Origin of the sequence: Cytophaga aurantiaca DSM 3654 (assembly GCF_000379725.1) — a bacterium.
Classification (GTDB): Bacteria; Bacteroidota; Bacteroidia; order Cytophagales; family Cytophagaceae; genus Cytophaga; species Cytophaga aurantiaca.
In genome coordinates, this window is record NZ_KB903626.1 from 29,414 (window position 1) to 43,915 (window position 14,502).

A 14,502-nucleotide genomic window follows, 5' to 3' on the forward strand; every position below is an offset into this window, starting at 1 on the left:
GTCATGGATAGAAGAGATTTTTTAACAAAACTACCTGCACTATCGGCATTGCCGTTTGCAATCAATGGTATTTACTTTAACGTACTTGCAGATACCTTATCACCGCTGCAACGTCTGGCGGCCAACTGTCCGAATGACCGTGTACTGATCATTTTACAATTGCACGGCGGCAATGACGGAATCAATATGCTGCTGCCCGTTTCAGACTACGACCGCTACTATAATGTGCGGGCAAACATTGCAATACCCGATAAAGGTTCAAGAGCATTTATCCGTTTGGACAATACACTTGCAAACGCAGACCAGATTGGTTTACATCCGGATATGGTGGGTGTAAAAAGTATGTACGATGAAGGTATGGTACGTATGATACAAGGTGTATCGTATGAAAATCACAATCAATCTCATTTCAGAGGGAGAGATATTTTATTTATGGGCGGCGGTGCATCCGACTATCTGACATCGGGATGGGCTGGCCGTTATTTAAAAAACAATTACGCACCTAAGATATATCCAACCGATTTTCCAAATGCAAACATGCCGGATCCATTGGCATTGGAATTCAATGATGATCTGTCTCTTGTCTTCCATCAGGATGACAACATACCAACGTCAATAGCCATAGATGATCCGGAATCCTTCTTTGATCTGGTTGATACATTACCCGGATATAACGATAAACCCGGAATAGATGCACGCGGCATACCACCTGCTGCCTTGGCGAATTCTCCTTATGGAAAAGAAATGGACTGGATCCTTAATCTGGAAGAAAAATCCGATGAATATCACAGCCGGATTCTTCAAGTCTACAACCAGGGTAAATCAACGGATCCAAATATTTCATATCCTGTTTCGTATCCATTAAATGCGCCAACACAACGTGTTAAAAATCCGCTTTCTGCAAAATTGAAAATAATTGCAAACCTGATACAAGGTGGATCGAAAACAAAAATATATCTTATCCGCATGGGAGGATTTGATACACATGCGCAGCAAGTTGAAACAACAAGTGCTACCATGGGTAATCATGCTGCATTGATGTACCACATCTCTTCTGCAATGCGTGCATTCCAGGACGATCTGAAAGCACGCAGCATTGATGACCGTGTACTAACAATGACAACATCTGAATTCGGAAGAAGAATTTATTCAAACGGCAGTTACGGAACCGATCACGGCATTGGTGCACCAATGATGCTGTTTGGTAAAGGCGTTGTACCTGGCTTGTCCGGCACAAATCCGGATCTGACGCAAGACAATGTTGCCATGCAGTTTGATTACAGACAAGTGTATGCAAGTATCCTGAAGGACTGGATGTGTGTGGACGCAAGTCTGGTTGATACGGAATTCGGAATTCTATGGGGCGACTACCCTGGAAGAGGAACAACGTTACCTATTATAAATAATAATTTAATTACAAGTGTGAATGGTTTTGTAAAAGATCGTTTTTACATGAATAACTGTTACCCGAATCCAGCATCCAATTATACAGAGATCACATTCCATATCAATACAAGCTGCGTTGTTACAATCACGCTGCACGACAGTACAGGCAAGCTGGTTAAAAATATTGTTTCTGAAACATTTCCTATTGGCGAAAGCAGAATATCTGTAGATGTTCGTGAAATAAAACCAGGCACCTATTTCTACCAAATTGAAACATCCTATTTCAAAGACGCTAAAAAAATTATTATCCAACGATAATGTATGTTAAGTTGTTTACGTAATTCATTTATTTTTATACTATGTTTCTTTTTGCTGATATGTTCCTATCAGGGACAGGCACAGGTACATAAAAAAAAGCAACAGCACACGAGCGGTTCTCCATCAAAATCGTTTGAAAAAACACAGTTTTACATTGGTATACGCGGAGGATTAAATTTCACAAAAGCCAATGTTCTAAACAGCTACTCTTCATTTGTATCTCCATCCAATCCGGATGAGCATTACACAAAAACATACAAAGACTATGCAACACCCGGAGGTACATTTGGTTTAGAATTTTCATTCTCTTATGAAAATTTTACAGCAAGTTTTCAGCCAAATTATAGAAGACAGATCTACAGCTATTCCAATACATATGAATGGCAAGATGCGAACAGCGCACAAAATTATCTGCAGCTAACGTATACACAGAAAACACATTTAAACTACATTGAACTGCCCTTGTTCATTCGGTACAACATTGTTGCCGGAGGATTCAAACCTTTTGTTCAGGCGGGTTTTTATTATGCAATTCTCAACGGAGCAACAAAGCAATTGGATATTGAAGGAGTAGATCATTCAGGCGGCACGAGTCGCAATTTTTCTCAACCAAGCTCCATCATCGGAGCAGATAATTTATTTATTAAATCATCTATTGGAGCAGCCCTGGGCTTAGGCACAACGTATAAGGTCGGTAACATACGTCTGATACTGGATGCAACCTACCGCTTAGGCTTAAACAATATTTCCAATGTTCAAAACAGATATTCTGCAAATCCGCTTTCGGGAGCAGGAGATGTATCTGATGATATAAAATTAAATAACATTACAATTTCATTCGGCTGTTTGTTCCCAATGAAATTCGTAACATCATCGGCACATAAAGCGGTAGACTAAAATGAAACAAGCAATTATATATCTATTACTTGCTGCAATCGCATTTAGTTGTGATATGAAAAAAAATAAGGAGGCGAAACCATCCGGCTTCTTAAAAATATATAATGAAAATACCTACTCCAATCAATACACGCCTTTAGACATCGAACAAACATCGGATGGAGGTTTCCTGATTTTAAGTGCTGCTAAAATAGAGATTAGCGCGTTCCCGGGTGTATACATCATGAAGATTGATAAAGACGGAGCGGTACAAGCTACAGAACTACTCTCCGATATCTATGTAAGCGCTGCTCCAAATTTAGTACGCAATGGAAATCAATATTATCTGGTATGTATGGACAGACAAAATCTTGGGACCTATATCCTTGAAGTATCCGAATCGGGAGAATCAGATCAACACGCATTCATTGATGTGATTCAATATCCATTATCTGTAGAATTAGACGAAGCAAGCGGACAACTCCTTATTCAACATTACAATAAAGACGACTTGCAAACACTAGTAACACGCGTTTCTACAACTGGATCCGTTAGTGCAAGCCGCGCCTTTGGTATTGGCTCCGGTGGCTTCGATGTGGAGCAACCCATCATTGATCACCTTACAGGAAATGGTAAAAAATATCCGTTTTTAAATGGGAAGCTTTCAGGCAATACATATTACTTTAACGGCTTCTACAACTACACACTTTCCTTATGCATGTTTGATTTCAACTGGGATGCCGAAGATGATCCTGCCGCTGCACAAGGATACAGAGATGAACGTTGCATCAGCAGTGTTGTTTCTATGGGCGGCAATACCATAGCCACATCACGTTATGCCTATGGTGATAATTTTATTATTCCTTCTGCTACAGTGCCTGTTACTTCCGGTTCTTTTTCTACCAGCAGCGACATGCAGGGATTTCTTATTCCTGAATTAATTCGCGATGCACCGATCACGTTAAAATTAATGACATTAAACGGACGTAGTATTCTTGTGTATGCAAGCACAACAAAAAGTTCTCAGGTTGTCTTATTTGCATACGACGCTGTTACGAATCAATTAATCGGAACAAAATATCTCGGAGCAACAAATCCGTATGCGATGGCAAATATTGTTCAAACTACGGATGACGGTATTGCCGTGCTTGCGACAACACAGGTAGCCGGAAGATTTTCACGAATCGCTGTTTTTAAATTAGGGAAAGATGAATTAGGCTGGTAAAATTACTTGCCCTCTGAATATGCTTTCAGATAATCAAAGCCCGGCCCCAGCTTACCATTTACTGTAAGTGCACAACGCTGTATCAATGCACCATACGGCTGTTGCAGCAGATCAGGCAGCACATTTTTGATCAATTGATTTCCAAAATCTTCTGAAGCACTTCTCGGTACTTCACAGGGTAAGTTATCAATTGCCATTACCGTAATATTTCCCGGATCTGAAAAGGGTGCTTCAATGTCCTGCGTATGCGGATTGAAGTCGTACGCCGGATCGTAAATGTTTGTTGACTTCACCGTTGAAGGAATAGAGCCGTTGATGTCACAAGTGATGTCAGAGATCAACCGAATAGAAAAATCTGTTCGCTTGCTGTCTTCATTCGTAAATAACTTAGGTGCACGCTGATCCCAATATGCACCGGCAATTAGAATGTCAGCCACTTTTGCATACCGCATAAATGTTGAATGATAATTTTCAGGATGCTCATGAAAATCATCTGTATCCCATGCTGCATCTTTGTTATTGGATTGATTGTAATCCGAAGAAACAATCTGCGTATAAACAGAATTGCTGTACGTATTTGTAAGAAAATCCTGCGGAGAAACTTTTTCGATCTGCATTTCTTTCAGGATCAATTCGGCTCCGTGCCCTACTCTACCTGCACCCGTCAATACGATCTTGCATGGAGGCAACGTAACTTTTTTCAGTTCCTCTTTTAATTCATCAATATCAAAACATTTATAAGCAGGTTTCAATCTGAATAGATCGTATTTTTTGCCAAGCAATAAAAATGTATTGTACGCACCAACAATCCCTGCGAAGTAACCAAATGCAATCACACGTTTCTCTGACGCATCGCGCAAGGCTTCGTAATCAATCATGGTAATACGTTTCTCCAAAATACTCTGAAGCAACTTCTGATTGTGCGGCTGCATCTTAATGGTATGTGAAAAGAATAAATATGTTTTACCCGAAATCAATTCATGGATCGGAACTTCTTTTATACCTAATAAAATATCGCAATGACTTAAATTCTCTCGTAATGGAATGCCAGCAGCAAGATATTCTTTATTCGCAATGCAGCGCACATCGCTGGGCTGTACAAAAAATTCAACATGAGGATATTGCTGCATGATCTGGACACATTGCTGAGGCAGCAAGGGAACCCTTCTGTCAGAGGGAACTTTACCTTCACGAATAATGCCGATCTTTAATTTAGTCATCATTTAGGTACTAGTTGCTGGTTGCTAGCTTCTAGATAAAAGTTCTTTATACATCTGTCTCGTAACTGGAACCTAGTAACTGGAAGCTTTTTACTTAATACGTACTTGCCTGCAAAGAGTCTGAAGTTGGCAGCTGCTTTTTCTTTTTTCCGAAATTGTCGATCTTTTTATAAAACAAATAGCCATACTGACCTCCAACTTTTTTAAAGTTCGGATGCACTTCTAAAGTTTCTTCTCTACCAACCTTGGTAACTAAATACACATCCCGATCGGTATTGCCTTCCATCAGCCAATGTAGTTTTTTCGCTTTCGGATTTGTAATAGGGGCCTTATTTGTATAATACAAATGCGCATAGCTTTTGAAATTATACACTTCAACATAAGCTGGCTTTGCATCGCGGTCTGTAAAACTTTCGTAAAAGTTAATTACTTCTCCCTGAATATAGGTTTCAATTTTAGGTAAGAACAATGGCAACACGGTTTCATGAAAAAGAATCGTTGAAAAGAAAATCAATACAACACCTTTTACAATTTCTTTTTTCAAATAGTAAATAGCCGTAAGGAATACGATCAAGTAAGCCAGTCCTGCCAGGCTTTCCCATCCGCTCCAGATAACCGGTGCAAGGAAATTTTTTGCTGCAAACGGATCTTTGATCAACGGTGTGATCTCAAACATTCTTCCTTCAAAATGTTTCACCAATAAGGGAAAGCCTGTTAATGCAAGTCCAATGATAATACCCGTTAAAAGCAATGCAATAAATAAAAACCGATTAATCGATTTGCTGCCGTTCAATACACGTTCAACACCTGTTGCCGCTAAATACGATAAGGGGAAATAACAAAAAGAAGAGTAATGAACAATTTTCGTTTTAACAATGCTGAACAAAACCAATACAACAGCAAATGCGATGATAGACCACAGACGCATCTGCTTTCGTGCTTCAGCATCGTCTGCATTATTTTTAATACCCAAGAATGCAAAATACGACATCGGGAAACAACCGAACAAAATTACCAGTGCATGATAATAAAACGGACCGCCGTGGCCTGCATCCTGTGTCTTAAACAAACGAATCTGATAGATGATAAATTCCTGTAAGAAGAACGGACCATTCGTTACAAGCTCGTATCCGAACCAGGCAACAGAGACAGTTCCTACCAATAGAAAGAAGAAGAACCATTCTTTAATGGTAAGCGCCCAGAATTTACGGGCAACGATCATATACACACCAACCGTAAGCAATACAACCAGCAAACCCACAGGACCTTTTGTAAGCACCGCCATACCAGCGAAGAAGCCAGCAAGTGCTGCAAATTTTAAACGCCCTTTTGACTGATCCGGACCAAGCTGTGCAAGTCGATATACAAACCACACAGAAACAAAAATGAATAAATTAAATACCGGATCAATGATGCCTGTTCTGAAATAGAAATGTGGAAGTACAGAACCTGCGTACGTCAACATCCAGATCCACGCAAATTTTCTGTTCTCTAACTTTCTGCCCATTGCATACAAGGCAAGCATGGTTGCAATACCTGTCAGTGCATTTGGAAGACGTGCAGCAAATTCATTTACACCGAATAGTTTCATGCAGATCACCTGCAACCAGAAAAAAAACGGCGGCTTCTCCCAGAAGGTTTCGTAATTGATCTGTACGTGTGTGTAATCGCCCGACATAATCATTTCACGGGAAGCTTCTGCAAAATTAATTTCATCCCAGTCAAATAAATGCACAGATCCAATAAAGGGAATAAAGAGCAGAGCCGATACGAGTATGATTATAATTCTATCGGTGCGAAAAGATGTATCGGTTAATACATTCATTATCGTATGTTGATTAATGGTTTATTTAAGGCCTGGTTAGAGAGCAGATTTTTTTGTTCAGCAATGTACAAACAGATGAACGATCCGATGGTGCCAATAATTGCGCCTACATAGATGTCCATTAGAAAATGTTGTAATAGGTATGTGCGTGATACAGCAGCTAAACATGCTATAACAAAGAACAGATATTGGTACGATTTATTCTTTACAAAAAACGAAAACAGAAAGAACATACAGAATGCCTGGGTAGTATGGCCGGAAGGGAAACTGTTGGATGAATGAATTTCCAGATCGGGAACAAAATGCAGTTCGATGGTATCTTTAAAATATGCTAAAGGACGTTCCGAACGTTGGAAAACAAACAGTTTCAGTATTTGTGTTACTGTTGAAACAGTTAATAAAATAATTGTAATTAAGAGGCCCTGACGGATGTTCACAAACAGTACAATGCATACTAATACAAGTGCTGCAAAGATGCCGTCGCCAAAATAGGTAACCCAATAAAAAAAATTATCGAAAGAAGTTGTGTGAAAGGAATTCAACCAGATTTCAAAATCACCTTTTGCAGTCAGTAATAAAGCAATGCCGGGAATAAGTAAATAAAATACAAACAGTATTAAGAAGATACGCGTTTGCTGAAGAATTTCTTTCACACGAACTAATTTAAATTAACGAAGTATCAAATCAAGTATCGGAATTTTCAGATAGATCGTCTCTGTCCCGCAGCTTTTTATCGTCTACAGATTTATTCAGAAATTCATTTATCTTATCGATATCGTAATTTGTTTTAATTTCCCCGAAAGAATTTACCTTAATATTCAAACCCTCCAGTTCTTTAGATACTTTCGGTTTAGCGGTTTCCGCATCAGTTTTTTTCTTTCTAGGCATATGAATATGTGTTACGAATTTACTTTTTCACCTAAGGTTGCAAGAGCAAATTCCATTCTTTTAACCGCTTCTTCTTTACCAACAATCTCTATAAGCTGCATCAGGTCAGGACCAGCACCAACACCTGTCAGAGCAAGTCTCAACGCTTGCATGATCTTACCGATCTTGATATCTGCTTTCTCCAATACTTCGTGCAATACGTGCTTTACATTTTCTGCGTTAAATACTCCTGTATAAACTGTCAATGCATCTTTGTATGCAACGATCACTGTAACCGCTTCTGCATTCCATTTTGCAGCTGCAACTTTTTCGTCAAATGTTTTAGGAGACTCAAAGAAGAATTGTCCTTCGATCCAGAAATCTTTTGCAAAAGTCAAACGTTCTTTCAGCATCTGAGCAATCAACGGAAGTTTCGCAACATCGTATGTTGCCTGATGCTTGTCTGCCTCTTCTTTCAACAATTGTGTTAACGTAGCATCCGGTAATTGACGCATGTATTGCTGGTTATACCATTTTGCTTTATTGATATCGAACTTCGTTCCGGATTTACCGATGCGTTCTACTGTAAATGCTTCGATCAACTCATCCATCGTAAACAACTCTTGCTGCGTGCCCGGATTCCAGCCTAAGAACGCTAAGAAATTTGTTGTTGCTTCCTGTAAATATCCTTGTTCTCTGAAACCCATCCAGGTATCGCCCGATGCAGGATCTTTCCAATCCAGCGGGAATACAGGAAAACCTGCAGCATCTGCATCACGTTTACTTAGTTTACCATTACCATCCGGCTTCAGCAATAAAGGCAAGTGTGCAAATTGTGGCATCGTATCTTCCCAGCCTAAGAAACGGTAAAGCAATACGTGTAACGGCGCAGACGGCAACCACTCTTCACCACGGATCACGTGTGTGATCTCCATTAAGTGGTCGTCTACAATATTTGCTAAATGGTATGTCGGCATACCATCTGATTTCAATAATACTTTATCATCAATGGTTGAAGAGTGTACTACTACCCAACCACGGATCATATCGTTCAAACGGATCTCTTCTTTACGAGGTACCTTCAAACGAATAACATATTCATCCCCTCTTTCAAGACGTTTTTTCACTTCGTCTTCAGGCAAGGTTAATGAGTTGTTCATCTGCATGCGCGTTACCATGTTGTACGAAGGCGAAGCTACTTTCGCAGCTTTCAATCGTTCTTTCATGGCATCTAATTCTTCGGATGTATCAAATGCATAATACGCATTTCCTTCTGCAATAAGTTTATCTGCATAGGCACGATACATCGGCTTACGCTCTGATTGCTTATAGGGTGCATGCGGACCGCCAACTCCTGCTCCTTCATCAATTACAATTCCTACCCATGCAAGGGCTTCCTGTATGTATGCTTCAGCACCAGGTACAAAACGGTTTTGATCTGTATCTTCAATACGTAACAACATTTTGCCACCCATTTTGCGGGCAAACAAATAATTGTATAAAGCAGTACGAACACCACCAATGTGCAAAGGCCCCGTAGGAGATGGAGCAAAGCGAACACGAACTTGTTTAGTAGACATCTTATTTTAGTTTCCAGTTTTTATTTAGTTACCAGGTGCTAGTTTCTAGGTACTAGACAAAAGAATAACAAAACTGTATTTTATATTTTATTTTAATTTATAATCTTTCCAAGTCTAGAAGCTAGTACCTAGAAACTATTTAACAGCTATACAACTTATTTCAACATTGACATCTCTCGGCAAACGGGCAACTTCAACTGTTTCACGTGCAGGTTTTGCATCACCAACATAACTGCCATATACTTCATTGATGGCTGCAAAATTATTCAGGTCTTTAACAAAGATGGTACACTTTACAATATCTGAAAAACCATATCCTGCTTCGATTAAGATCGCTTCCATGTTTTTCATCACCCGATGTGTTTCATTTTGAATCGAATCGGTAATTAAATTTCCTGATTCCGGATCAAATGCAACCTGTCCTGAAACATATAATGTAGTTCCTGCTAATATAGCCTGACTGTATGGCCCGATCGGTTCCGGAGCTTTCGTGGTATTAATTATTTTCTTTGTCATGCGAATTCATATCTGAACAACAAAAATACGAAAAAAGTAGCGAAAAACAGGATATAAGTCCGTGGGAATATACCGTGAATTACCATCTAAATATGAACTCTTTAAGAAAAAAGAGTTATATTATGTATAGTAGTGTCAGATGGCTGATACAGCATTTTACAGTTTGTAGTTTGTCTTTTCTACACCAGACTGAAAAGCTTGATATATGCCAGCTATCATACATCTTTAATCTCCATTTAAGTATATTTGGGTCATTCGATTTATTTTAATACAGTTCCTTTGTGAAAATAGTTTTCAGCATTAGTTTATATATATTTTTATGCGTTCAGTTTGGTTTCCAAGCGTATGCTCAAAAGGATTCTAAGCGGTTTGACGAGCAGGATAGCATGTATGCAAAAAGAGAAAATTATGTGCTTAGTGCACGATCCAAGCTAACCATATTTATTTTTTCTACCCGCTACCTAAACGGAAAACTGTTTACCAACCCGGGTATCAATAATTACTACTTTCCTATTACTCCGTTAAACATTGGTTTGGGTTTTAGTCACAAATGGCTTGCTGTAAATATTGCTATTTTATCTCCCAAGATTGGCAAAAACAATTACGACAACGATCAGGCAAAATACCAGAATTTTAATTTGCAGGCTCTTGCTTATACACCAAAATATGGTTTGGATATTCTATACAGTAAAAACAAAGGATACTTTCTGGGCAACTACAACGGATACGTGGATGTAACCGGAGCGCCTGACAAAACACCCTATTTTGACATGAAGACCAATCGTTTTACAATCAATCTTCTCCGTATCTTCAATCCAATTAAGTATTCTATGAATGCTACCATGATTGGAGGCGAAATGCAAAAGAAAAGTTCCTCTTCGTTTATTATTAACTCCAGCTTTTCATTAAGTACATTTAAGATGAGCGATTCCATTCCTCAATTTATATTAGACCAGATGAATCAGGATGCCATTTTTAAAGCCGGTGATTTCTATAGTATTTCAATTCTTCCGGGATATGGATTTACCTGGATCATCAATAAGAGATTCTATTTTGGAATTATACCTGCAGTAGGTCCGAGTCTTCAATATAAATCCATGACATTCGAACATGATCACGAAAACAAATTTGCTCTCTCTTATAGAGTTTTAGCAAAGGCCGGTGCTGGCTTTCATGCAAAAAGATGGACGGCAGGTTTAAGCGTTTTATATGATAATGAAATGTATCATTTGGCTTCAAAGACGAACATCTTCAATAACAATGGCAAAATAATTTTTAAGGTGGGCTACAAAATCAATGTGCCTAAATGGGGCAAGGGAATTTCTAAAAAAATGACTGACGTGCAAAAAAGAGCGGAACACACGTTACACAACTTTTAAAGAGCAGGCACATCGTGAAACAATGTGCCTGCATTACTATTTTTTTTAATTAGTTCAGTGACGCATCCACTGCTACTACCGGTGGATTTGGCACTGCTACACGATTCAATATAACATCTATTCTACCTGTAACAGTAGCAGTTGTTGTCTCATCATATTTTCCTTCAAAATTAATGTTTGAAGGGTCAAAGGTAAGTACAAAATCATAGATCGTTCTGCCCGTTGTTGGATCAAAAACAAAGTTGGTAATTGTATAAGATGAAGTGGTATTGGATGCATCAAAACTACCATAGAATTCAAACAAATCATCACCCTGCACTTTCAACAAAGAAAATTCAAAATAACCGCTGGTAGGTGCAGTAAACTGTCCATTCGCTTTTCCTCCCACTACATTCGAAAAAGAAACATAATTTTTATAATCCTTCAGATCTCTTCTAAAAGCATTCAATCCATAGACTGTGTTTGCCTCATCATAATAAAATTTATTATCCGATAAGGTTTCATAATAATCATATTCAAAAGGTATACTAACTGCCTGACCACTATGATCTACGTAGGCCAGGGTTCCTGATACTTTTCCCTGCTGAGCCAAGCCATTTTGTCCGGATGGACCGGGTGCTCCTTCTTTGGTTCCGCACGATGTTGCACCTACAACAAGTGCTACTAATACTATATATAATGATTTCATAAGTTAATGTTTTAAATAAAATTCAGTCTTTTAATGTTAAAAACACCTACATCGTATTGGTTTGTGCACGTGCTGTAAATTTTAATCCAGATTATTCTACGATTATGCTATGGTATACGCGATACACCGTCACATCTGCTGTTCCGGAAACAGTAGCTGTACCGTTGGAATAATTCATATCGCTTGTGAAATTAAATGTCAGTCTTCCTGTAGTAGGATCAAGCTGTAAATTTGTAATAGCTGTGTTAGTCTCGTTAAACTCATACAATGTTCCATTTGCAATCGTAACAAACTTAAAATCAGCAGTTGTAGAGTACGGATCATTTTCTATTCCAGTAGTCAAATCGGTAAATCCGGCTACACTAAAGTTAAAATAATTATTAACGTCATCAGCAGCACGTCTATTAAGCGTTATTTCATAATCTGAATCCGCGCCCTGATCAAGTATATAAAATCTATTATCAGTCAGAGTTTCATAATATTCATACTTAAATGTTGAGTTAACTGTTTTTCCGCTATCATCCACAAAAGTAACTTTGCCCGATACAGAACCGTTCTGCGTTAATGTATTTTCACCGGCAGGACCCGGTGCACCGTCTTTTGTTCTGCAGGATACTGCAGCTATAGCCATTGCTATTAGGAGTATATATAATGATTTCATTGTTCTGATTAATTATTTTAAAATGAGTTCGTTTAAATTAAAATGCATTCTGAATATTTTTAACAAACACGAATACAAGGTCTGTTTTTTATTTCTAGCCCTTACTGCCTCCACGATTTAATGTAACGTCTACTTTACCTGTAACAGTAGCTTCGTCGTCGTTTGGACCATAATAAACCGTTCCGGAAAAATCATAGGTTAATCTGCCTGTTGCGGGATCAAGAGTTACATTCGTAACCGTAATAGATGTATTGCGGCTAAATTCATATAAATCGCCATTGATTACTTTAAGGAAAGAAAATTCCATATAAGAATAGTCCGGATCACTTTCTGTATCGTTCACACCATATCCATAACCATTCAGATTGATGTAACAGTTTTGATCCTGTAAATCTCTTCTTTTAAAATCAAATCCATAATTCGTGTAAGTGCCATTTTGTTGGTAAGAAAACGTGTTCTCTTTTATACTCGAAAAATACTTAAAGCTAAACGGAACGCTTGTATCCTTACCTGCAATAGTAGTAAATGCGATTGTGCCTGATATTTCGCCTTGCTGCTTTAACGCCGATTGTCCGGCAGGGCCAGGTTCGCCTTCTTTCGCGCGGCACGATGCAGCACACAAAGCAACTGCGAGTACAAGTAGGTAAAATGATTTCATAGTTTATCTGTGTTAAAATTTTTAGGTTGTTATAATTGTTTTTAAGTACAAATATTACCTGCTAAAGTACATATTCATTTTTACACTTCAAACTACTAAAATATTGCAAATCAAATATTTAATAAAAAAATTGCAAATAATTAAGTATTAACAAAATAACATATTTTATATTTGTCCGTAAGATTATAATAAATAGAATTTAGAGTAGTTTTAGTTGAATAATAGATAGAATACCGTAAAGTTAAAGAGGGTAAGAGTATGCTGGGTTTAAAAACAAAAGTCGATAATAGAAACGTGTTGGATAAGAATCCAAACGTAATGCCGGAGGAACAAAACGAAGAGCGCTTTTTCTTAGAAGGACCAAAATCACGTTGGAAAGAATTTAAATTCTTACTGCATATCATCTGGGATTTTCTTGTCGGATTCAGAATTCTGCACTTTGCAGGACCATGCGTAACCGTATTCGGATCTGCCAGATTTAAAGAAGATCACCCGTTCTACAAAAAGTCTTTTGAAGTAGGTAAAGCCGTTGCAGGCCTTGGCTTCACGGTTATGACAGGCGGAGGACCAGGGGTTATGGAAGCTGCAAATAAAGGTGCTAAAAGCGGCGGTGGTAAATCTGTAGGCTGCAACATTATTTTACCGATGGAGCAGTATGCAAATCCGTGGCTTGATCTGAGCGTGAACATCAAATACTTCTTTGTTCGAAAAGTATTGTTGTGTAAATATTCGTACGCCTTTGTATGTATGCCTGGCGGTATGGGTACACTGGATGAATTCTTCGAAGCGGTAACACTGGTTCAGACAAACAAGATCAAACGTTTCCCGATCGTATTGTTCGGTACAGAATATCACAAGCACCTGTACAAACACATCCAATACATGGCGGATGCAGGTACCATCTCTCCGAAAGATATGGAACTGTTCTTATTCACGGATGATATTGAAGAAATGGAAGAGCATTTGATCAAATATGCGGTGGATGGCTTTGGATTGAAAAAAGTGAAAAAGATGAAACGCTGGATGATTTTCGGCGAATAAATTTCTCCTTATAATAAAATAGAGTGGTGGTATACAAATTTGTGTAGCACCACTCTATTTTATTATTCGATTGATGCACATCTAAAGCTTGCGAAGAATATCTAACGGCCTCATTTCAAATTGCGTTAAGAAATTTTGGTTCATGGAGCTTTTTGAACGCTACAACTAGTCCTTTTCCAGGACGATTTTGTAGCGTTCGCGGAATGAACCAAAATTTTAGCTTATTTGAAATCAGCCTTGATTTTTTGGTTCTTTTGTATCA

General features: G+C 38.4%; 14 protein-coding genes. 5 read left to right on the forward strand and 9 right to left on the reverse strand.

Going from position 1 to position 14,502, the window contains the following annotated elements; translation table 11 throughout:
- Positions 1-3 precede the first annotated feature (3 nt).
- From A3EE_RS0105485 to A3EE_RS0105495, 3 genes are read left to right on the forward strand one after another with little or no spacing between them, the layout of a single operon-like run.
- Complete coding sequence (locus tag A3EE_RS0105485; protein ID WP_018342434.1) at positions 4-1,704, forward strand: DUF1501 domain-containing protein; 1,701 nt, start codon at positions 4-6, stop codon at positions 1,702-1,704.
- A gap of 51 nt (positions 1,705-1,755) precedes the next feature.
- Positions 1,756-2,601: an outer membrane beta-barrel protein gene (locus A3EE_RS0105490; RefSeq protein ID WP_018342435.1), complete on the forward strand. Its 846-nt coding sequence runs from the start codon at positions 1,756-1,758 to the stop codon at positions 2,599-2,601.
- A 1-nt stretch (position 2,602) separates the two neighbouring features.
- Positions 2,603-3,805, forward strand: coding sequence for a hypothetical protein (locus tag A3EE_RS0105495; RefSeq protein ID WP_018342436.1), 1,203 nt, complete (start codon positions 2,603-2,605; stop codon positions 3,803-3,805).
- 2 nt (positions 3,806-3,807) lie between these two features.
- Here the strand turns inward: A3EE_RS0105495 and A3EE_RS0105500 are convergent, their stop codons facing one another.
- The 6 genes from A3EE_RS0105500 to A3EE_RS0105525 form a co-directional block, all read right to left on the reverse strand.
- Positions 3,808-5,028: a Rossmann-fold NAD(P)-binding domain-containing protein gene (locus tag A3EE_RS0105500; RefSeq protein WP_018342437.1), complete on the reverse strand. Its 1,221-nt coding sequence runs from the start codon at positions 5,026-5,028 to the stop codon at positions 3,808-3,810.
- A gap of 91 nt (positions 5,029-5,119) precedes the next feature.
- The gene (locus A3EE_RS0105505) at positions 5,120-6,850 is read right to left on the reverse strand and encodes an ArnT family glycosyltransferase (protein WP_018342438.1); all 1,731 of its coding nucleotides are present in this window, start codon (positions 6,848-6,850) and stop codon (positions 5,120-5,122) included.
- Positions 6,850-7,503 (reverse strand): phosphatase PAP2 family protein, encoded by a 654-nt coding sequence (locus tag A3EE_RS0105510; protein ID WP_018342439.1) that lies wholly within the window; start codon positions 7,501-7,503, stop codon positions 6,850-6,852. Before A3EE_RS0105510 ends, A3EE_RS0105505 begins: the two co-directional genes overlap by 1 nt.
- 31 nt (positions 7,504-7,534) lie before the next feature.
- Positions 7,535-7,738 carry a hypothetical protein gene (locus A3EE_RS0105515; protein WP_018342440.1) on the reverse strand — a complete coding sequence of 68 codons (204 nt, stop codon included), beginning with the start codon at positions 7,736-7,738 and terminating at the stop codon, positions 7,535-7,537.
- 11 nt (positions 7,739-7,749) lie between these two features.
- On the reverse strand, positions 7,750-9,297 hold the full coding sequence (gene gltX / locus A3EE_RS0105520; RefSeq protein WP_018342441.1) for a glutamate--tRNA ligase: 1,548 nt from the start codon (positions 9,295-9,297) through the stop codon (positions 7,750-7,752).
- Between the two features lie 135 nt (positions 9,298-9,432).
- A complete protein-coding gene (locus A3EE_RS0105525) occupies positions 9,433-9,813 on the reverse strand; it encodes a RidA family protein (RefSeq protein WP_018342442.1) in 381 nt (126 codons plus the stop codon).
- A gap of 281 nt (positions 9,814-10,094) precedes the next feature.
- Here A3EE_RS0105525 and A3EE_RS0105530 point away from each other — a divergent pair, with 281 nt between their 5' ends.
- On the forward strand, positions 10,095-11,192 hold the full coding sequence (locus A3EE_RS0105530) for a DUF4421 domain-containing protein (RefSeq protein ID WP_018342443.1): 1,098 nt from the start codon (positions 10,095-10,097) through the stop codon (positions 11,190-11,192).
- A gap of 49 nt (positions 11,193-11,241) precedes the next feature.
- On the opposite strand, the gene A3EE_RS0105535 is transcribed toward A3EE_RS0105530, so the two are convergent.
- The 3 genes from A3EE_RS0105535 to A3EE_RS0105545 all read right to left on the reverse strand — a co-directional run bounded on the left by A3EE_RS0105535 (position 11,242) and on the right by A3EE_RS0105545 (position 13,199).
- The gene (locus A3EE_RS0105535; protein ID WP_018342444.1) at positions 11,242-11,880 is read right to left on the reverse strand and encodes a hypothetical protein; all 639 of its coding nucleotides are present in this window, start codon (positions 11,878-11,880) and stop codon (positions 11,242-11,244) included.
- Positions 11,881-11,971: 91 nt separating this feature from the next.
- Positions 11,972-12,541: a hypothetical protein gene (locus A3EE_RS0105540; protein ID WP_033417611.1), complete on the reverse strand. Its 570-nt coding sequence runs from the start codon at positions 12,539-12,541 to the stop codon at positions 11,972-11,974.
- 94 nt (positions 12,542-12,635) lie between these two features.
- Positions 12,636-13,199, reverse strand: coding sequence for a hypothetical protein (locus A3EE_RS0105545; RefSeq protein WP_018342446.1), 564 nt, complete (start codon positions 13,197-13,199; stop codon positions 12,636-12,638).
- A 258-nt stretch (positions 13,200-13,457) separates the two neighbouring features.
- Between A3EE_RS0105545 and A3EE_RS0105550 the strand changes: the two genes are divergently transcribed.
- Positions 13,458-14,240 (forward strand): LOG family protein, encoded by a 783-nt coding sequence (locus A3EE_RS0105550; protein WP_018342447.1) that lies wholly within the window; start codon positions 13,458-13,460, stop codon positions 14,238-14,240.
- Positions 14,241-14,502: the final 262 nt, after the last annotated feature.

Excerpts from the sequence above, each read along its gene's own strand:
- A3EE_RS0105485 (WP_018342434.1), top strand. The coding sequence starts at position 4 with ATGGATAGAAGAGATTTTTTAACAAAACTACCTGCACTATCGGCATTG.
- A3EE_RS0105495 (WP_018342436.1), top strand. The coding sequence starts at position 2,603 with ATGAAACAAGCAATTATATATCTATTACTTGCTGCAATCGCATTTAGT.
- A3EE_RS0105500 (WP_018342437.1), bottom strand. The coding sequence starts at position 5,028 with ATGATGACTAAATTAAAGATCGGCATTATTCGTGAAGGTAAAGTTCCC.
- A3EE_RS0105505 (WP_018342438.1), bottom strand. The coding sequence starts at position 6,850 with ATGAATGTATTAACCGATACATCTTTTCGCACCGATAGAATTATAATC.
- A3EE_RS0105515 (WP_018342440.1), bottom strand. The coding sequence starts at position 7,738 with ATGCCTAGAAAGAAAAAAACTGATGCGGAAACCGCTAAACCGAAAGTA.
- gltX (WP_018342441.1), bottom strand. The coding sequence starts at position 9,297 with ATGTCTACTAAACAAGTTCGTGTTCGCTTTGCTCCATCTCCTACGGGG.
- A3EE_RS0105525 (WP_018342442.1), bottom strand. The coding sequence starts at position 9,813 with ATGACAAAGAAAATAATTAATACCACGAAAGCTCCGGAACCGATCGGG.
- A3EE_RS0105535 (WP_018342444.1), bottom strand. The coding sequence starts at position 11,880 with ATGAAATCATTATATATAGTATTAGTAGCACTTGTTGTAGGTGCAACA.
- A3EE_RS0105540 (WP_033417611.1), bottom strand. The coding sequence starts at position 12,541 with ATGAAATCATTATATATACTCCTAATAGCAATGGCTATAGCTGCAGTA.
- A3EE_RS0105545 (WP_018342446.1), bottom strand. The coding sequence starts at position 13,199 with ATGAAATCATTTTACCTACTTGTACTCGCAGTTGCTTTGTGTGCTGCA.
- A3EE_RS0105550 (WP_018342447.1), top strand. The coding sequence starts at position 13,458 with ATGCTGGGTTTAAAAACAAAAGTCGATAATAGAAACGTGTTGGATAAG.